This is a genomic window from Alkalicaulis satelles (assembly GCF_008630495.1).
Taxonomy (GTDB): domain Bacteria; phylum Pseudomonadota; class Alphaproteobacteria; order Caulobacterales; family Maricaulaceae; genus Oceanicaulis; species Oceanicaulis satelles.
Genome location: NZ_VWOJ01000003.1, coordinates 120,647 through 138,932, shown reverse-complemented (window position 1 = coordinate 138,932; position 18,286 = coordinate 120,647). Strand labels below are relative to the sequence as shown.

Genomic DNA, 18,286 nt, shown 5'->3' with positions numbered 1-18,286 from the left:
CTACTCTAGAAGTTCACGATAGACCTGCAAGGTGGACTCTTGCAGCGCCTGCTTTGAAAACAGTGCGGCGGCCCGCGCCCGGCCCCGTCCGGCCAGCGCCGCGCGCGCCTGGGAATCAAGCGCCAGCGCTGCTGCAATGGCATTGCGCCAGGCCTCAGCATCGCCCGGCGCAGCGCGCCAGCCCGTCTCGCCCTCGGCCACCACCTCGCGCGCGCCGCCATGGTCAGACGCGATCACCGGCGCGCCCATGGCCATGGCCTCGGCCGCCGTGCGCCCGAAGGCTTCAGGCTCCAGCGAGGGGCAGACGACCAGATCGGCCGCCATGTACGCGGCGGCCATATCGCTTTCATGACCGGGCAGGACCAGGGTCACGCCCGCCGCTTCCGCCGCTGCTTTGAGGGCGTCCTCATACGCGCCGCGCCCCTGGGCGTCGCCTGCGCACACAAGCCGGATCGTGGACGGCCAGCCAGCCAGCGCCTCAATCAGGAAGGCCTGGCCTTTCCAGCGCGTCAGCCGTCCTGGCAGAAGCACCACCGCCTCGCCCGGACTTGCGCCCCAGCGCGCGCGCATCGCCGCCACGCGCTCGGGCGCCACGGCGGCCGGGTCGAACACATCGAGATCCACCCCGCGCGGAATCACCCGCAGACGGTCTTCACCGACGCCGTGTTCGGCGCGCACATGGTCTGCGATGAAGTACGAGTTGGCGATCACCCGGTCGCCGGAGGCCATCACCGCGTTATACACGCGCTTGAGGCCGGTGCGGGCCGAGTAGGTCCCGTGATAGGTGGTGACGAAAGCTGCGCCTGTGCGCCGGGCCGCCCAGCGGCCGCTCCAGGCCGGGGCGCGCGAGCGGGCGTGGACGATCTGGACGCCCTCAGCCTCGATCAGCCTGGCCAGCCGGGCGGCGTTGCGCCAGAGGGTGACGGGATTTTTCGATTTCATGTCCAGACGGATCAGCTCGCCACCCGCCTCTAGCAGCGCGCTCTCCAGGCGCCCGCCGCAGCTCGCCACCAGGCAGCGCCCGCCGGCGCGCGTGACGGCTTCCGCCATCTCGATCGTGGTGCGCTCCGCGCCGCCCGCATCAAGTTCAGGGATGAGCTGAAGGATCACCATGCACTTGCGTCCGCCTGGCCGCCTGCGCGCAGCCCCGCGTCATCTAAACCCATCACACGCCAGCGCCAACCGTGCGTGTGCGGGGGACGCCTTCCGGCCTGGCGCAGCTGCACCGCCGCCACTTCCGGCGCGCCGTTCATCCAGGGCGTCTGCAAGACGCAGCTCCGTCGGCGCCTTGTTGCTAGAATCGGGGTTTTCGGCGCCGTCAGCGGCAGTCAGGCCGTGCCCGCCAGGGGCTGGCGCGTGCATGTGTGCGCAGCGGGCGACGGCTGGGCGGTTTTCAATCGTGCATCTGTGGCTATGATCGCCATCCTGACCGGCCTTAAGCGCCGTAGTGTGGTAGGAGCGCCGCCCCATGGCCGAACTGGTTCCGGTCCAGCCCTTTGACATGATCGTGTTCGGCGCCACGGGCGATCTGGCGCGGCGCAAGATTTTGCCCGCCCTGTTTCACCGCTGGTGCGACGGGCAGATCCCGCAGACCTCGCGCATTCTGGCGGCCGCACGCGAGGACATGACCACAGAGGAATTCCTTGAGCGCGCGCGCGAATTCATCAATGGCGCCAAGGGTGAGGACAAATGGAGCGCCTTTTGCGAACGGGTGAGCTATACGCCTGTCGACGCCAAAGGCGAGGCGCCGGGCTGGGGCGCGCTCAAATCGGCGCTGGACCCGCAGGCCAGCAAGGCGCGCCTGTTCTATCTGGCCCTGCCGCCTTCGATTTACGGTTCGGTGTGTGCGGCGATCGCGGCCCATGGGCTGAACACGCCAGGCAGCCGGATCGTACTGGAAAAGCCCATCGGGCATGATTTCCATTCCGCGCGCCTCATCAATGAGGCCGTAGGCCAGGCCTTTGACGAGGATGCGATTTTCCGCATCGACCATTATCTGGGCAAGGAGACGGTCCAGAATCTTCTGGTGCTGCGTTTCGCCAACATGCTGTTCGAGCCGGTGTGGAATGCGGCCGGGGTGGACCATGTCCAGATCACCGTGGCCGAGACCCTGGGCGCGGGCAAGCGGGCGGCCTATTACGACCGGGCGGGCGCCTTGCGCGACATGGTGCAGAACCATCTCCTCCAGCTGTTGTGCCTGGTGGCCATGGAGCCGCCGGCGAGCCTGGAGGGCGATGCGGTGCGCGCCGAAAAGCTCAAAGTCCTGCGCGCCCTGCGCCTGATCGGACCCGATGAGGCCAGGACCGGCATTGTGCGCGGCCAGTACGGGGCGGGTCTGATCGGCCAGGAGGCGGTGGAGGGCTATGGCGAAGAGGTAGGCGAGGCCACGCGCACCGAGACCTTTGTGGCGCTTAGGGCCGATATCGACAACTGGCGCTGGTCAGGCGTGCCCTTCTATTTGCGCACCGGCAAACGCATGGCGACGCGGCGTTCGGAGATCGTGATCCAGTTCAAGCCCGTGCCCCATGACGTGATCCAGGCCGATGCGGGCCGTTTGCAGCCCAACCGTCTGGTCATCCGGCTGCAGCCCGATGAGGGCGTGAAGCTCATGCTCATGACCAAGGATCCCGGTCCGGGCGGGATGCGGCTGCGCTATGTGCCCCTGAACCTCAGCTATGCCGAGGCGTTCGAGGCGGATTATCCGGACGCCTATGAGCGCCTCTTGATGGCGGTGGTGCGCGGCAATCTCGCCCTGTTCATGCGCCGCGACGAGGTGGAGGCGGCCTGGCGCTGGACCGACGCCGTGATCGCGGCCTGGCGCGAAGCGGGGCTGGCGCTGCATCCCTATCCCGCCGGCACGGACGGCCCGCCCCAGGCCCTGCAGCTCATGGCCCGTGACGGACGCGACTGGTATGACGGCCATGAAAGCTGAGCGGTTGCGGGAATTTAGCAGCGCCGCCAGTGCGGCGGACAGTGTGGCGCACGATATCGCGGCGGCGCTGGAGGCGGGTTTGCGCGAGCGGGACGTGGCGGTGTTCGCCGCGTCTGGCGGTTCAACCCCGCGCCCGGTCTATCAGGCGCTGTCAGGGATCGATCTGGATTGGGCGCGTATCCATGTCGTGCTGGCTGATGAGCGCTGGGTGGACCCGGGCGAGGCGGGGTCCAACGAGACGTTCATCCGCGAGACCCTGTTGCATGACAGGGCCGCAAGCGCGCGCCTGACAGGCCTGAAGAGCGCCCATGATGGGCCGCAGGCGGGCGCGGACGCGATCAATGCCCGGCTTTCGGCGCTCCCGCGCCCGTTTGATGCGGTGGTGCTGGGCATGGGCGATGACGGCCACAGCCTGTCCTGGTTTCCCCATGCGCAGGGGCTGGATCAGGCGCTTAATGCGAAGGGGCCGCTGGCCTGCGCCATCACCGCGCATGCCTCCGCCGTAACCGGCGTGCACACACAGCGCATGACCCTGACGCGCGCCGCGCTGAACGGCGTGCGGCGGGCGGATCTCCTGACCAGCGGCGCGTCCAAGCGCGCGGCGCTGGAGGCGGCGCTGGCGCACGGCCCTGTGGCGGACATGCCCGTGCGCGCGCTCCTGCAGGATCAGCACCTGCCCCTGACGATCAGCTGGTGGCCCTGAAAGGAGGCCGTCCATGACCCTTCATCCTGTCCTTGCCGAAGTTACAGCGCGCATCGAGGCGCGCTCGCGCGAGACCCGCGCGGCCTATCTGGACATGATCGCGCGCGCCAGCGCCGATGGCCCCCAGCGAAAGATACTCTCCTGCGGCAATCTCGCTCACGGCTTCGCCGCGTCGGGTGAGGACAAGCCTGCGCTCAAGGACATGGTCTGGCCCAATGTGGGTATTGTCAGCGCATTCAATGACATGCTCTCGGCCCATCAGCCGATGGAAACCTATCCGGCCAGGATCAAGGCGGCCCTGCGCGCCGTGCGCGCCACGGGCCAGGTGGCCGGCGGGACGCCGGCCATGTGCGACGGGGTTACGCAAGGCCAGCCGGGCATGGAGCTGTCGCTGTTCTCGCGCGACGTCATCGCCATGGCGACCGCTGTCTCGCTGTCTCACAACATGTTTGACGCGGCGATCTGCCTGGGCACATGCGACAAGATCGTGCCGGGCCTGCTGATCGGCGCGCTGCGCTTTGGCCATCTGCCGGTGCTGTTCCTGCCCGCCGGACCCATGCCTTCGGGCCTGCCCAATCCGGAAAAGGCGCGCATCCGCCAGCTTTATGCGGAAGGCAAGGCGGACCGGGCGGCGCTGCTGGATGCGGAAAGCGCGAGCTATCACAGCCCGGGCACCTGCACCTTCTACGGGACGGCCAATTCCAACCAGATGCTGATGGAGATCATGGGTCTGCACGTGCCGGGCAGCGCCTTTATCCCGCCGGGCACGCCACTGCGCGACGCCATGATCGATGCGACGGCCCGGCGCGCCGCGGCCATCACCGCGCTCGGGCGCGACTATCGCCCGCTGGGACAGGCGGTGGATGCGCGCGCCATCGTCAACGCCATTGTCGGCCTGCACGCCACGGGCGGGTCGACCAATCACGCCCTGCACCTGCCCGCCATAGCGCGGGCGGCGGGTCTGATCATCAACTGGGATGATTTCGACGCCCTGTCCCAGGTCACGCCGCTTCTGGCGAAAATCTATCCCAACGGCCCGGCGGACGTGAACCACTTCCACGCCGCGGGCGGGCTCGCCTTCCTGATCCGCGAACTGATGGATGCGGGTCTTCTGCATCGGGATGTCCTGACCCTGGGCGCGGACGCTCTGGACCAGTTCGCCCAAGAGCCGGGCCTTGATGGTAGCGCTCTCATTTGGCGTGATCCCCCGCGCGAGAGCGCTGATCTGGATGTGCTGCGGCCGGCCTTAAATCCGGTGGCCAGGGATGGCGGGTTGCGCGTCCTGTCGGGACGGCTGGGCCGGGCGGTGATCAAGGTCTCCGCCGTCAAACCCGAACACCGCGCCGTCACTGCGCCCTGCGCCATTTTCGACAGCCAGGACGCCATGCTCGACGCGTTCAGATCCGGCGCGCTGGAGCGTGATGTGGTGGTGGTGGTGCGTTTCCAGGGCCCGCGCGCCAACGGCATGCCCGAGCTGCACAAGCTGACCCCGGCGCTGGGCGTGTTGCAGGACCGGGGTTTCAAGGTGGCGCTGGTGACCGACGGGCGCATGTCCGGCGCCTCGGGCAAGGTGCCCGCCGCCATTCATGTGACGCCCGAGGCGCTGACAGGCGGACCACTGGCCCGGCTGCGTGAGGGCGATGTCATCCGCCTCGACGCCGGGGCGGGCGTGCTTGAGCTTGAAATCGATGAAGCAGAGTGGGCCGGCCGCGAGCCGGCGGAGGCGCCGCAGGCGCGCCAGGACGGGTTTGGGCGCGAGCTGTTCAGTGGCTTTCGCCAGCTGGCCGCCTGCGCCGAGGAGGGCGGGTTGTGCCTGTCCGAACTGGATGGCGCGCGCCTGGGCGCGGATCAGGGGCCGGTTCACGCATGAAGACGAGACGTGCGTCCGCCCTGTATCTGGCCGCCGATATCGGCGGAACCAATGCGCGTTTCGCCCTGGCGGAGGGCTCGGGCGAAAGCGGCTTTGCGCTTAGTCATGTACAGCGTTTCCGCAATGAGGATTTTGAAGATCTGCGCGATGCGGCGATGGCCTTCCTGGAAAGCTGCGGCGGCGTACGCCCGCAGCGCGCGTGCTTCGCCATCGCCGCGCCCATCGCACCGGGCAAGATGCGTTTGACCAACGCGACATGGAAGCTGGATCCGGGCTCATTGGCTGGCGAGCTGGGGTTGAACGGCCTGATCGCGGTCAATGATTTCGCCGCCCAGGCGCGCGGCGCGCCGCTGTGTCCGCCCGATCATGTGGCCGTGCTCAATGAAGGAGAAGCCGTGCCCGACGCGCCGGTCGCCGTGCTGGGTCCAGGCACAGGGCTGGGGCTGGGCCTGCTGGCGCCGCGCCCGGGCGGGTATGGCGTGATCGCTACCGAGGGCGGCCATGCCGGCTTCGCCCCGCGCACGGCCGAAGAGGTCGCCGTGGGTGATTATATTGCGCGCGAGCACGGCTTTGTGAGCTGGGAGCGCATCCTGTCCGGCCGGGGGCTGGTGAATATCCACCGCGCCCTGTGCGCCATTGAGGGGCGGGTCTGGCCTGGCGCGCGGCCCGAGGAGATCACCGCCGGAGCTCTGGCCGACCCGGCCAGCCTGGAAGGGCGCGTGGTGATGCTGTTCTGCGCGTGCCTTGGCGCTTATGCTGGCGATGTATCGGTCATTACCGGCGCACGCGGCGGCACCTGGCTGGCGGGGGGGATTCTGCCGCGAATCCGGCCCTTGCTGGAGGCCAGCGCGTTCGAGGCGCGCCGGGTGCGCCGCGGGCCCATGACGCGCTATGTGGAGGCGATCCCGGTGCGCCTGATCCTGTCTGATGAGGCCGCTCTGCTGGGTGCAGCGGCGCTGGCGGAAACCGGAGGCTTGTAATGACCTTGAGCACACATGCCCTGCTGAGCGCAGCCAGTGTGATCCCCGTCCTGACCGTTGAGGACGCCAACACCGCCGCGCCGCTCGCGCGCGCCCTGGCGGCGGGCGGCCTCAGGGTGGTGGAGCTGACCTTACGCACAGCCGCCGCCCTTGATGCGCTCAAGGCCATGCAGGACGCCGCGCCGGAGCTGATTGTGGGCATGGGCACCATCCGCTCAGCCAAGGACGCTAAAGACAGCGCGAACGCCGGTGCGGCGTTTCTGGTCAGCCCGGGCCTGACTGCCCCGCTCGCCGCCGCGCTGCAAGAGACCGGCCTGCCATCCCTGCCGGGCGTAGCCAGCGCCAGCGAGGCCATGGCCGCGCGCGAGGCGGGGTTCGCGGCGCTGAAATTCTTTCCCGCCGAACCGGCGGGCGGCATTGATTATCTCAAGGCCCTGCACGGCCCCTTGCCCGATCTGGTCTTTTGCCCCACCGGCTCGATCAGCCAGGCGCGCGCTCCGGATTATCTCGCCCTGCCCAATGTGGCGTGCGTGGGCGGCTCCTGGATCGCCACGCCCGCCCATATCGCAGCGGGCGACTGGAAGCTAGTCACGGCCAATGCCCGAGCCGCCAGCGCGATGAAGTCCTGACATTGTTATTGCAAACGCGCCAACCGGTTTGCGGCCCAGCCCGATGGACGCTCCCGCACGTCAAGGAGAGCGCAAGCGCCTTGAAGGCGCGTAACGCAACGCACTGTAAGCGCCCCGGACGGGGATCAGGTCTTGTGAAGGAAAATGGAGCGGGCGATGAGATTCGAACTCACGACCCTCACCTTGGCAAGGTGATGCTCTACCCCTGAGCTACGCCCGCTCAAACCTGCGTGACAGGGCCCGGCCAGAGCCGGGAGGCGGGTATATCGCGCATCGCAGAGGGTTTGGCAAGCCCGCCTGATCACCGGCGCCCAATCGTTTCGCAGAGCTTGCGCACGCTTGCCGGACAAGGCTAATGCGGGGGCCATGACCAATCCGCCCACCCCTCCCGCCCCGCCCGTCGCCCGCGCTGAGCTATTGGCCTTTTTGGACGCGATGGGCATCGCCCACCGCACGGTGGATCACGAACCGGTCTTCACCGTGGCCGAGGGCGAGGCGATCAAGGCGGAGATGCCCGGCGGGCACACCAAGAACCTGTTCCTGAAGGACAAGAAGGGCGCCCTCATCCTGATCAGTGCGCTGCAATCGACAGAGATTGCGCTCAACCAGCTGCACAAGGCGATTGGCTGCGCGCGCCTGTCCTTTGGTTCGGCTCAGCTGCTGGAGGAGACGCTGGGCGTCACGCCGGGCTCGGTCACGGCCTTCGCCATCATCAATGATCCTGAGCAGCGCGTGCGCTTCATCCTGGATGAGGCGCTGATGGCCCATGACATCGTGAACTTCCATCCGCTGAAAAACGACGCCACCACGGCGCTCTCCAGCGCGGACCTTCTCACCTTCGTGCGTGCGCTGGGCCGTGAGACGGACGTGCGCGATCTTGGCGCGATTGGCGCCGCTTGAGGCTTGCAAGCCTGCCCGCAAGCGGCCACCTAAGGGGCAAGCATTCACGGCCCTCTTTCAAGGAGCATCCCCATGGAGATCATCGGCGCGGGCGGACAGCCCCAGACCCAGCCCCAGGCTGGCGCAGACGGCGACGGCCTCATCCGCGAGGGGACCGATCAGAGCTTCATGGCCGATGTGATCGAGCCGTCCAAGACGGTTCCGGTGCTGGTGGATTTCTGGGCGCCCTGGTGCGGCCCCTGCCGCCAGCTCACCCCGGTTATCGAGGCCGCGGTGCGTGCGGCCAAGGGTGCGGTGAAGCTGGTCAAGATCAATATCGACGAGAACCCAGGCATCGCCGGGCAGCTGCGCATCCAGTCCATCCCCGCCGTATTCGCCTTTCAGAACGGCCAGCCGGTGGACGGCTTCATGGGCGCGCTGCCGGAAAGCCAGATCAAGCAATTCATCGCTCGCCTGGCCGGTGATGTGGACGAAGGCGCCATTGAGGAGCTGATCGCGCGCGCTGAGGCCGCGCTGGCCGAAGGCGATCTGGGCGGCGCCGCCCAGGACTTCGCCCAGGCCCTGCAGATGGACAAGGAAAGCGCCGAGGCCATCGCCGGACTGGCGCGCGTCAGCCTGATCAGTGGCGACGCCGATCAGGCGCGAGCGCTTCTGGATAGTGCGCCGGAGGCGAAGAAAACCCATCCCGCCCTGGCGTCCGTGCGCGCCTCAATGGAACTCGCCGGAGAGGTTGAGGGCGCAGACGATCTGGCCGCCGCCGAAGCGCGCGCGGGAAAAGCCGCCAAGGATCCCGAAGCCCAGTTTTCGCTGGCCCGCGCCCGCCTGGCCGCTGGTGACATGACCGGCAGCGTGGATGCGCTGCTGGCGTCCATCACTCTGGACCGCGACTGGAATGAGGCCGCCGCGCGTCAACTTCTCCTGCGCATTTTTGACGCTGCTGGTCCGGCCTCCGAGCTCGCCAAGACAGGACGGCGGCGCCTGTCATCCATCCTTTTTGCGTAGGGCAGGTTTCAGCTCTCTGCGTCCTCGCCTGCTGCACGGATGACGGTGCGGAAATAGTCCGCCGCCAGCGGCAGGTTTGACAGCGCGATGCGCTCATTGTCGCCGTGAATGCCGTCCAGATCGGCCATGTGCACGCGCGCGGCCATGAAGCGGTAGAGATTGTCGGCCACGTCCGCAAAATGGCGAAGATCGGTGGTCGCCACCATGAGATAGGGCGCCACGGGAGTCTCCGGTCCGGCCGCGCTCGCCGCAGCGCCTGCGATAATGTCCCAGGCCGGGCCGTCCATGGCCGCGACGCCCGGCGGGTCGGACCAGGCCTCATAGGGCTCCACGCTGACGCCCTCCAGCCCGGCCACGGCGGCGCGCAGATGGGCCAGCGCGCTTTCCCCGGTATCGCGCGGATGCAGGCGCAGATTGACCAGCAGCCGGGTCTCCTGGGGCAGGACATTCATCACCGTACCACCCGAGATGACGGTGGGGGCGATGGTGGTGCCCAGCATGGCGCGCCCGGCGTCCTCTTTTTTTAGCTCGCCTTCGATGAGGAAGCCCATCAGGCCCGGACGGGCGGCGGCGAAGCCGGCCATGCCGCCCATATGGGGCGCCAGGGCGCGGAACATCTCGCGGCCCGGCCCGCCTTCAAGACTCATGTCGAAGGGGGCGTTCTGGATGCGGGCTATGGCCTCGGCCATCAGCGCGATGGAGGTCTGTTGGGGCGGGGTGGAGGAATGCCCGCCGCGTGCGCGAGCCGTCACCTCCACGGTCAGGAAGCCCTTCTCGGCCACGCCGATCAGCGCCACCGGCCCGCCGGTGAAGGGGGAATCCTCGATGATCATGCCGCCCTCGTCCAGGACGAACCAGGCGCGCTGGCCGCGCGCCTCCAGCCAGGCGGCCATGGACTGGGCGCCGCGCCCGCCGACCTCCTCGTCATGGCCAAGTCCGATATGAAGCGTACGCTCCGGCTCGAACCCGTCTGTGAGCAGGCTCTCCATGGCGCCCATCAGCGCGACCAGATGGCCCTTCATGTCCAGTGCGCCGCGGCCCCAGACCTGACCGTTCGCGATGACCCCGCCAAAGGGCGGATGCATCCAGTTGCCTTCGGTTCCCGGCTCCACCGGCACCACGTCCTGGTGGGCGATGAACACGGCAGGCCGGAGGCCGCGATTGCGCCCCTCCAGCGTGAACCAGAGCGTGCCGTGGCCGAGATCCTCCACCTGCATGCGCGAGAAGATCATGGGATGGGTTTCGGCCAGCCAGGCGCGGAACGCCTCGAAGGCGTCCCAGCTGGCGCGCGGGTCTTCCCGGTCTGAAATAGTCTCAAACGTGATGGCCTGTGACAGCCGTCCGCCCAGCTCGGTCTCGCTGAGGCTTGCTGAGTCCAGCGCGATGGGCTCAGGCGCCTGGCCCGCCGGCGCGCCGCAGGCCGCCAGCGCTGCGCCCAGTGCCGCCGTCATGACCGCTTTCGTCATCCATTCACATCCCGACGCCATGGCCAGTCTCCCCTTCAGGCGCTACATCGGGGGCAAGCAAACCCCGCAACGGGAGCACAAGGCAAGCCATGACGGACATGACGGATGATTTCGGCCCGGAACACCCGCGTGGCCGGGTGCTGGTGATCGCTGGCTCGGACAGTTCGGGCGGCGCCGGCATCCAGGCCGACATCAAGACGGTCACCGCGCTGGGCGGGTATGCCGCCACCGCCATAACGGCTGTAACGGTGCAATCGACCGAAGGGGTCAGCGCCGTTCATCCGGTCCCCGCTGATGTCATCCAGGGCCAGATCGGCGCCGTCCTGGGCGATATCGGCGCCGATTGCATCAAAACCGGCATGATCGCCAGCGCCGGCGTGCTCGACGCCGTCCTTCAGGCCATCGCAGAGCAGGGCGGGCAGACCATCCCGCTGATCGCCGATCCGGTGATGGTCGCCGCCTCCGGCGCCCGGCTGGTGGACGACAGCGCCCTGGAGGCCATGAAGACCCGGCTCCTGCCGCGCGCAGCGCTGGTGACGCCCAATATTCCCGAGGCGGAAGCCCTGACCGGCCTGACGATTTCAGACATTGACGACCAGCGTGCTGCGGGAGAGGCCATGCTGAAGCAGGGCGCCGGGGCAGCACTGGTCAAAGGCGGTCATGGCGAAGGCGCTGATGTCATTGATATTCTGGTCACGCGCAAGGGTGTTCGCCTGTTCACCCGCCCACGTCTGAAGACCCGTCACACTCATGGCACGGGCTGCACGCTGGCTTCAGGCATCGCCGCCCTGATGGCCCAGGGCCTGCCGCTGGACCGGGCGGTGGAGGCGGCGGGTGATTATCTCCACGAAGCGATCCGCCAGGCGCCAGGCCTTGGCAAGGGCTCCGGGCCTGTTCACCATGGCTGGACGGTTCAACGCAGTTTCGCCAGCGCACCCTTGCGCGAAGGCTGAGATCACGGCTCCAGATCAAGCTCGTAGAGATCGTCAATACTCAAAATCCGGCCCGCCTCTGCAATCGCTTCAGCGATGCCGGGGCGGCCTGCAAGCTCGAGCAGCCGTGCGCGGGCCTCGAGCTGGAGGGCGGGCTGAACGGCGCGCTCATGGGTGCGGTATGCGTGCAGCATGGCCAGAATATCCTCGGCGCCGGAGGGCGTGCTGACTTGCTCCCGCAAGGCGGCTTCCGCCGCCTCCATCTGACCTGTGAAAAGAAGCACGCGCAGATGGTTTAGCCCGCTGTTTTCACGCATATCCGCCATCAGGGCCTCAGCCCCGGACGAGTCGCCCAGCTGGTGAGCGGCCAGGGTGCGGATATAGGTGGTGATGCTGCGCCCCCGGCTGGTCAGGAAGTCTTCCTGGACCTGTTCAAGCGTTTCAAGGGCCTCCCGGGCCCGTCCCGTCAATGCCTGCTGCCGGGCGATATCCAGCAAATAAGGCCCCGCCATTTCCGGGTGGTCGGAGGCCAGCGCCGTCTCAACAGCGCGCCAAAAGCGCGCTTCAGCGCCCGCTTCGTCCCCGCGTGCGCGCTTCACATCCGCCAGGCGCACATGCAGAAGCGCGTGATATTCCCATGCGTCGCCAAAGCGTTCGCCCGCCTCAACCCGCGCCAGCCAGGCTCTGGCCGTCTCTTCGGCCCCGTCAATATCGCCCAGATGCAAAAGATTGGCTGAAAGCTGTGCTGCAGCGCGCAAGGCGGGATTTCGGCCAGCCAACTGGTCGCGCAGGGTTTGCGTTTCCCGCTCCATCCCCCGGCGCACATCGGTGATGCGATCAAAGCCGGACCAGGTCCATAATTCCTCGAACCGGCGTTCGGCGCGCAGATTCATGAGAGCCGAGGCGCCTACCAGATTGCGCGCCTCCTGCATGGCCTCATCAATGCGGCCCATCTCGGCATGGCGCTCGATCACCATCTGGCGCGCCCAGTCATGTCCGGAGGGGCCTTCGGGCGGCTGATAGCGCCGCAAGACCCCCTCCAGAAAGGCGTCCAGCCGCGCCATGTCGCCATTGCGGCGCAGTCCGCCTGCAATAGCCATAAGGATGTTGGGCCTGAGGTCGTTGAGGCTCGTGTCGTTCGGGGCTATGCCCAGAAACAGGTCCGAGGCTTCATCAGACCTGTAGCTGTAGGCGTACATGGTGATCAGGTAATAGGAAACGCTGTGTATGGCGGGATACAGAGTGCGCGCCTGGATGAAATACAGCTCGGCCTGATCCATTTCCCGTCTGAAATAATGCGCAGCACCCATTTCCGCGGCGATCATTGCGCGCCCTTCGCCAGGCAGCTGGGCGAAGACCGGGTGTTCTGTGAGCACGGCGCCTTGAGCGAGTACGTCTTCATAACGCTCGTCCTGAACGGCGCTCATGAAGTCCAGCATCAGGACGTGAGGCGGGCGGTCATCCGCTCCGGCCAGCCCCAGGCTGGCCGCCGCCAGTGCTGCAATAATCGCGTTCAAGCTCACCATCCGCCCCTCCCGGTTGGACTGGCAAGGTGCGCGAGACGCGCGCGTCTGGCAACCTGAAATCCTGTCCTAGCCAGCCCGGCCGCAGACCCGTTCCGCCCAAGCGGCGAAATCGGCCATGGCCTGGTCAAAGCCGGTATCGTGCAGGGTCTCGTGACGCCCTTGCGGATCAAAGCGCATGGTTACATCGGTAAAGCGCGCAGCATGCAGGCGGGCAGCCAGGGTTTTGACCGCCGCGCCGTTATCCACCACCGGGTCCTGACCGCCGGCGGCCAGATGGATGGGCAGGTCGGCCGGCATCAGGCGCAGCGCCTCCTCATCCTCCCCGCGCAGCGTGCCTTCCACCAGATCGCGCCACATGGAGATGGAGGCCGGCCAGCCCGCGAGGGGATCGGCGATATAGGCGTCCACCTCTTCGGGCAGGCGCGAGAGCCAGTCAAACTCCGTGCGCGCATTCTTGATGCGTTTGCCCCAGCCCTTGAAGGTTAGCGCCTCCATCCACGTGGAGGGGTCTGTGGGCTTCTTGAACAGCGATTCCAGCGCCAGCACGGTGCGGATCAGCCCGGCGCGCGAGCCCATGGCCAGGTTGGAGTTCCAGATGGCCATCCCGTCCACTGCGCCCTTGCGGGCCATGGCGTGGGTCATGGCCGTCACGCCGCCCATGGAGTGGCCGTAAAGGATCAGCGGCAGGCCGGAAAAGCGCTCGCGTAAATGATCTTCCACAGCGCGGGCGTCGGCGACCACCCGGCTCCAGCCGTCGCGGGCGGCGAACACGCCGCGTTGTGCGTCCGGTGCGGTCGTCTCGCCATGGCCGCGCTGGTCCTGGACGGCGACATGAAAGCCTCTTTCCGACAGGAACAGGGCGAATCGCTGATAGCGGCCCGAATGCTCGGCCAGGCCATGATGGATCTGGATGACGCCGCGGGCTGGGCCCTGCGCTTCGGCCACGCGCAGACGAATGCGCGCACGCGTGGGGCTTTCAAGGGTTTCAGGCCGGAAATTCATGGAAAGTCATTCTCCAGGACGCAGGGAAACGTTAGCGTCAGGTTGAGTATAGCCGGGCTGACCATAATAGACATCACAGGGAGGACGCCATGGCGGAAACCGCACTTCTGGCCATTGATCAGGGCACCACGTCCAGCCGGGCGCTGGCGTTTGATCTCACCGGGCGCGTCATCGCTGTCGCTCAGGAAGAATTCGCGCAAGGCTATCCAAGGCCCGGCTGGGTGGAGCATGACCCCGAAGTGCTGTGGGCCACGGTGCTGTCCACCGCTCGCAAGGCGTTCAGCGCCGCCGAGGACAAGGGCTTTCGCATCGCCGCCCTGGGCGTGACCAATCAGCGCGAGACCACGCTGGTCTGGGACCGCGCGTCCGGGCGCCCGGTCCATAACGCCATCGTCTGGCAGGACCGGCGCACGGCGGATATCTGCGCGCGCCATCGCGCCGACGGCGCAGAGGACATGGTGGCGGCGCGCGCCGGGCTGGTGCTGGACCCGTATTTCTCGGCCACCAAGCTCGCCTGGATTCTCGACAATGTGCCTGGCGCGCGGGTGAAGGCCGAGGCCGGCCAGCTCGCCTTCGGCACGGTGGAGAGCTTTCTGATCTGGCGCCTGACCGGCGGGCGGGTGCATGTCAGCGACGCCACCAACGCCAGCCGGACCAGCCTCTACAATCTCGCCGCCGGGGACTGGGACGAAGAGTTGCTGGCCCTGTTCCGCGTCCCGGGCGCGGTCCTGCCCGAGGTCGTTGATTGCGCCGGTCATTATGGCGACAGCGATCCGGTGATCTTTGGCCGCCCGGTGGCGATCAGCGGCGCGGCGGGCGATCAGCAGGCCGCCGCCATCGGCCAGGCCTGCCTGAAACCTGGCGAGATGAAGTCCACCTACGGCACGGGCGCGTTCATGCTGGTCAATACCGGCGCAGAGCCCGTGCGTTCACGCGCGCGCCTGCTGGCCACCACGGCCTGGCGGCTCAATGGCGTGTCGTCGTTTGCGCTGGAGGGGTCGGTCCTGTCAGCGGGGGCGGCGATCCAGTGGCTGCGTGACGGGCTGGGCCTGATCGCGCGCGCCTCGGAGGCGGCGGGTCTGGCCGCAGGCGCCGATCCGGACAGCGGGGTGTATCTGGTGCCGGCCTTTTCCGGACTTGGCGCGCCCTATTGGGATCCCGATGCGCGGGGCCTGATCACCGGGCTGACGCGCGGTTCCGGCAAGGCGGAGATTGCGCGCGCGGCGCTGGACAGCGTGGCCTACCAGACCCATGACCTGCTCGAGGCCATGCGCGCCGACGGGGTGAGCGTCAGTACGCTGAAAGTCGATGGCGGCATGGCGCGCGATGCTGATTTTCTGCAGCGCCTGGCTGATATAACGGCTGTGGAGGCGGTGCGCCCGGTCAATACCGAATCCAGCGCCTGGGGCGCGGCGTTTCTGGCCGGTCTGGGCGCTGGCGAGTTTGGCGGGATCGAGGACGCGCGCGCGCTCTGGCGCGCCGAACGCAGCTTCCGCCCCGCCATGGACGCCGCCCGCCGCGAAACACTCGTGGGCGGCTGGCGCACGGCGGTGAAGCGCGCGCTGGGGTGAGGCTTTCAGGCCGTTTCGGCCTCATGCGTGTCCAGAAGCGTATCAAGCAGGACAGGCTCGCCATCGGGAAAATGCGCTGACAGGGTGAGGGTGCCGCCCATCGCTTCGACATAGCTGCGCAGGGTGGACAGGAGGAGATCGCTGCGTTTTTCCAGCCGCGCGATGCTGACCTGTGATTTGCCCAGCCGTTCGGCGAGCTGGGCCTGGGTCAGCGCCCGGGCCTTGCGCAAGGCGCTCAGCGTGACGTGTTCGCCGTAAAGCCGCTCGGCTTCGGCCTCGATCCGCGCGCGCCGGTCAGCCGGCATCTGCGCCAGCACCTCGGTGAAATCGCGTCCCATGCTCATCGTCCTTCCTGCCCTTTGAGGTGGTCAGAAAAGCGCTGGTCCGCAATGCGGATCAAACGCTTGTAAAATCGCCCCTGATGCGCGCCCGCCTTGTCGCCCGCCGCCAGAATGATCGCCTTGCGCTCCAGATCGAAAGCAAAAGCCACCCGCCATACGCCGCCCTCTGCATTGAACCGCAACTCTTTCATATTGGCGTGGCCGGACCCATGGAGCGTGTCGCAGAACGGGCGTCCAAGCGCAGGCCCTGTGCGCATCAGCAGGAGCGCCCGGCTGGCGATGGCGTCCTGTACGGTTTCAGACAGTTGATGAAACTCGGCTTCAAAAGCCGGATGCATCTCCACGGTCCAGGCCATGGAGGATAATAACCTGAGAGCTATATAGCGTTCAAGTTATTTTTTTGGATCACACCCGCTTGCTGATCTCGATGGCGGCGTGGCAGCCGGCCTTGATGGCGGCGGACAGGACGGGATAACCCGGCGCCTGGCGCGCGCCTTCCTCCACCGCCAGATTCTTGTGAGCGACTTCCTCGTCCCGGAACCGGGTGAAGCGCTCGGCGAGTTCTGTCTCGCCCATGATTTCAAGCGCTTCGATCTGGGCGTTGTAATGGCCCTCGATCACGGTCTCCACCGCCTCGGTGCAGGCGTGGGCGGCGTGCTCGCTCATCAGGGCGGTGACAGCGCCCAGCGCCACGCCGGCGGCGTTCCAGGCCGGGGCCAGCAGGGTGGGGCGGGCGAGACCGGCGCGGATATCGCCGTCGAAGGCGTCGAGATGATGCTGTTCGTCAGCCTCCATTTCGCGCAGCTGGGCGGCGGTGCGGGCGGTGGTCCGGTTGGCGCCGAACACGGCGCGCTGGCCGCGATAGATGCGCACAGCGCCATATTCTCCGGCGTGATCGACGCGCACCATCGCCTCGATGGCGCGGGCATCGCGGGCGGGGCCGGGACGGCGCACGGTGCGGCGCTTGAAGGGCTTGCTCATGAGGCGCTCCTGACAGGTTTGCGGAACATGACAAGAAGTGAAATTGCGCACAGCGCGCCCGAGACCAGGGCGTTATAACCCGCCATGGAAATCCCGAAGAGCGACCAGACCACCTCGTCGCAGGCGACCACGGTCTGGGCCGTATCGAGCTGGGCCATCAGCTGCTCCAAAGTCAGCCCTGATATGTCGGCGGCCGGGCATTGGGTATCCAGCAGCCCGTATTCCAGACCCGCGTGACGCATGGCTTGCCATGCAGCAAATGCAAAAAACGCCGCCATCAGGCCTGCTCCGGCGCGCATGGCGAGGTCCGGCAGGGTTGGCGCGAAACGGAAAATCGCGCCCAGGCCGAGGCCTGCAATCACCACCCAGACATGGGCCCAACGCTGGTCAATGCACAGCGGGCAAGGCGGAAAATCGCCGAAAATCTCGAACGCAAACGCGCCCGCCAGCAGCGCCGCCGATCCGCCCGCTCCGATCAGCGGCCACAGATCCGGGCGCATGACGCGGTCGATGAGGCGCAAGGCAGGGTGCGGTGGAGGGGCCATGGCGTCCACATTATCGCTCTCGCGCCCGCTGCGGGAGGGGGCGCGGCGCCGCAGGCCCATCCAGAGCGCAAACAGCGCCAGCAAGCCTGCGGCCGTCGCCGAAGTCAGGGCGAGCGGATGAGCTCCGCCCCAGCTGGCGGCCGCGCGGATGGCCTGGCTCATCAGCTCCACAAAGGCCAGCCCGAACAGGGCGAAACCGATGGTCAGAATGGCGATCCATGCCGCGCCCAGGATCAGTCCGGCCAGCAGCACCAGCCCGTCGCGGGTGATCAGGCCGATGGCGGCGATGGCGATGGCGATGCCCGGCGTGGAATTGGTCAGGGGAAGCGGCGTCAGGATGGAGGCGCAGAACAGGACGAACAGCGCGCCCGTCACCCGCTCGCCAACCGGCCCCGTCAGGACTCGCAGGCGCGGGCGGGCCAGACGTTCCACCCAGCCGAACCATTTACGTGCGCCTTGGGCGGTGCGCATCAGGGCGGCGCGGCTGAGCCGGCGCGCGCCCAGGCGCGCGGGCAGCCAGGGCTGGGCGCGTCCGGCGGCCATCTGCAGGGCCAGCGCCATCATGGGCAGGGCCACGATCTGCGGCACGCCATAGAGAAAGGGCATGCACACCGGGATGGCCAGAGCGAACAGGATCACCCCGAAGGCGCGCTCGCCCAGCCTCGCGCCCAGCTCGGTCAGGGTCAGGCCCTCTTCGGGCGCCTCCCGCGCGATCACCTCAAGAGCGGCGATCAACCCGCCGCGCGGCTGGGCGGTTTCAAAAGAGGCGTCTGCGCCGGACATGGCGGCTCCTGATAGCGCGGGATCGCGCCGGGGACTGATGACGCCACCGATACGGGGGAATGCGCGCCGGGATCAAGTGTGGTGCTGGCGCTGGCCTCTTCACACCGCGTCCGGTTTCGGGCA

Annotated in this window: 17 protein-coding genes and 1 tRNA gene; 9 read left to right on the top strand and 9 right to left on the bottom strand. The window is 67.5% G+C overall.

Going from position 1 to position 18,286, the window contains the following annotated elements:
* Positions 1–1,113, bottom strand: a complete 1,113-nt coding sequence (locus F1654_RS10605) for a glycosyltransferase family 4 protein (protein WP_150023523.1) — start codon at positions 1,111–1,113, stop codon at positions 1–3.
* Positions 1,114–1,468: 355 nt separating this feature from the next.
* Between F1654_RS10605 and zwf the strand changes: the two genes are divergently transcribed.
* Genes zwf through eda form a run of 5 tightly spaced genes read left to right on the top strand, consistent with a single transcriptional unit; the run spans position 1,469 to position 7,114 of the window.
* Positions 1,469–2,932, top strand: coding sequence for a glucose-6-phosphate dehydrogenase (zwf, locus tag F1654_RS10600; protein ID WP_150023522.1), 1,464 nt, complete (start codon positions 1,469–1,471; stop codon positions 2,930–2,932).
* Positions 2,913–3,635: a 6-phosphogluconolactonase gene (gene pgl / locus F1654_RS10595; RefSeq protein ID WP_150023521.1), complete on the top strand. Its 723-nt coding sequence runs from the start codon at positions 2,913–2,915 to the stop codon at positions 3,633–3,635. The genes zwf and pgl overlap by 20 nt, the downstream gene beginning before the upstream one ends.
* A 13-nt stretch (positions 3,636–3,648) precedes the next feature.
* Positions 3,649–5,505 carry a phosphogluconate dehydratase gene (edd, locus tag F1654_RS10590; protein WP_150023520.1) on the top strand — a complete coding sequence of 619 codons (1,857 nt, stop codon included), beginning with the start codon at positions 3,649–3,651 and terminating at the stop codon, positions 5,503–5,505.
* Positions 5,502–6,485 (top strand): glucokinase, encoded by a 984-nt coding sequence (gene glk, locus F1654_RS10585; protein ID WP_150023519.1) that lies wholly within the window; start codon positions 5,502–5,504, stop codon positions 6,483–6,485. Before edd ends, glk begins: the two co-directional genes overlap by 4 nt.
* Positions 6,485–7,114, top strand: a complete 630-nt coding sequence (gene eda, locus F1654_RS10580) for a bifunctional 4-hydroxy-2-oxoglutarate aldolase/2-dehydro-3-deoxy-phosphogluconate aldolase (RefSeq protein ID WP_150023518.1) — start codon at positions 6,485–6,487, stop codon at positions 7,112–7,114. Before glk ends, eda begins: the two co-directional genes overlap by 1 nt.
* A gap of 145 nt (positions 7,115–7,259) precedes the next feature.
* On the opposite strand, the gene F1654_RS10575 is transcribed toward eda, so the two are convergent.
* Positions 7,260–7,334 (bottom strand) — tRNA-Gly (locus tag F1654_RS10575).
* 146 nt (positions 7,335–7,480) lie between these two features.
* Between F1654_RS10575 and F1654_RS10570 the strand changes: the two genes are divergently transcribed.
* On the top strand, positions 7,481–8,014 hold the full coding sequence (locus F1654_RS10570) for a prolyl-tRNA synthetase associated domain-containing protein (RefSeq protein ID WP_150023517.1): 534 nt from the start codon (positions 7,481–7,483) through the stop codon (positions 8,012–8,014).
* 72 nt (positions 8,015–8,086) lie between these two features.
* Entirely contained in the window at positions 8,087–9,016 is a 930-nt protein-coding gene (gene trxA / locus F1654_RS10565) for a thioredoxin (RefSeq protein ID WP_150023516.1), read from the top strand.
* 8 nt (positions 9,017–9,024) lie between these two features.
* Here trxA and F1654_RS10560 read toward each other — a convergent pair whose 3' ends face one another.
* Positions 9,025–10,482: a M20/M25/M40 family metallo-hydrolase gene (locus F1654_RS10560; RefSeq protein WP_199200546.1), complete on the bottom strand. Its 1,458-nt coding sequence runs from the start codon at positions 10,480–10,482 to the stop codon at positions 9,025–9,027.
* An 89-nt stretch (positions 10,483–10,571) separates the two neighbouring features.
* On the opposite strand from F1654_RS10560, the gene thiD reads away from it, so the two are divergent.
* Complete coding sequence (gene thiD / locus F1654_RS10555; RefSeq protein ID WP_233205248.1) at positions 10,572–11,435, top strand: bifunctional hydroxymethylpyrimidine kinase/phosphomethylpyrimidine kinase; 864 nt, start codon at positions 10,572–10,574, stop codon at positions 11,433–11,435.
* A gap of 2 nt (positions 11,436–11,437) precedes the next feature.
* On the opposite strand, the gene F1654_RS10550 is transcribed toward thiD, so the two are convergent.
* Positions 11,438–12,940 (bottom strand): hypothetical protein, encoded by a 1,503-nt coding sequence (locus F1654_RS10550; protein ID WP_150023514.1) that lies wholly within the window; start codon positions 12,938–12,940, stop codon positions 11,438–11,440.
* Between the two features lie 66 nt (positions 12,941–13,006).
* On the bottom strand, positions 13,007–13,942 hold the full coding sequence (locus F1654_RS10545; protein WP_150023513.1) for an alpha/beta fold hydrolase: 936 nt from the start codon (positions 13,940–13,942) through the stop codon (positions 13,007–13,009).
* 89 nt (positions 13,943–14,031) lie between these two features.
* Between F1654_RS10545 and glpK the strand changes: the two genes are divergently transcribed.
* The gene (gene glpK / locus F1654_RS10540) at positions 14,032–15,513 is read left to right on the top strand and encodes a glycerol kinase GlpK (protein WP_150023512.1); all 1,482 of its coding nucleotides are present in this window, start codon (positions 14,032–14,034) and stop codon (positions 15,511–15,513) included.
* 5 nt (positions 15,514–15,518) lie between these two features.
* Here the strand turns inward: glpK and F1654_RS10535 are convergent, their stop codons facing one another.
* The 4 genes from F1654_RS10535 to F1654_RS13925 are packed head-to-tail and all read right to left on the bottom strand — an operon-like array spanning position 15,519 to position 18,163.
* Positions 15,519–15,857 carry a helix-turn-helix domain-containing protein gene (locus F1654_RS10535; RefSeq protein WP_233205247.1) on the bottom strand — a complete coding sequence of 113 codons (339 nt, stop codon included), beginning with the start codon at positions 15,855–15,857 and terminating at the stop codon, positions 15,519–15,521.
* Complete coding sequence (locus F1654_RS10530; RefSeq protein ID WP_150023511.1) at positions 15,854–16,210, bottom strand: type II toxin-antitoxin system RelE/ParE family toxin; 357 nt, start codon at positions 16,208–16,210, stop codon at positions 15,854–15,856. Before F1654_RS10530 ends, F1654_RS10535 begins: the two co-directional genes overlap by 4 nt.
* A gap of 49 nt (positions 16,211–16,259) precedes the next feature.
* Entirely contained in the window at positions 16,260–16,835 is a 576-nt protein-coding gene (locus F1654_RS10525; RefSeq protein ID WP_150023510.1) for a demethoxyubiquinone hydroxylase family protein, read from the bottom strand.
* A complete protein-coding gene (locus F1654_RS13925) occupies positions 16,832–18,163 on the bottom strand; it encodes an exopolysaccharide biosynthesis protein (protein WP_199200545.1) in 1,332 nt (443 codons plus the stop codon). The genes F1654_RS10525 and F1654_RS13925 overlap by 4 nt, the downstream gene beginning before the upstream one ends.
* Positions 18,164–18,286 lie beyond the last annotated feature (123 nt).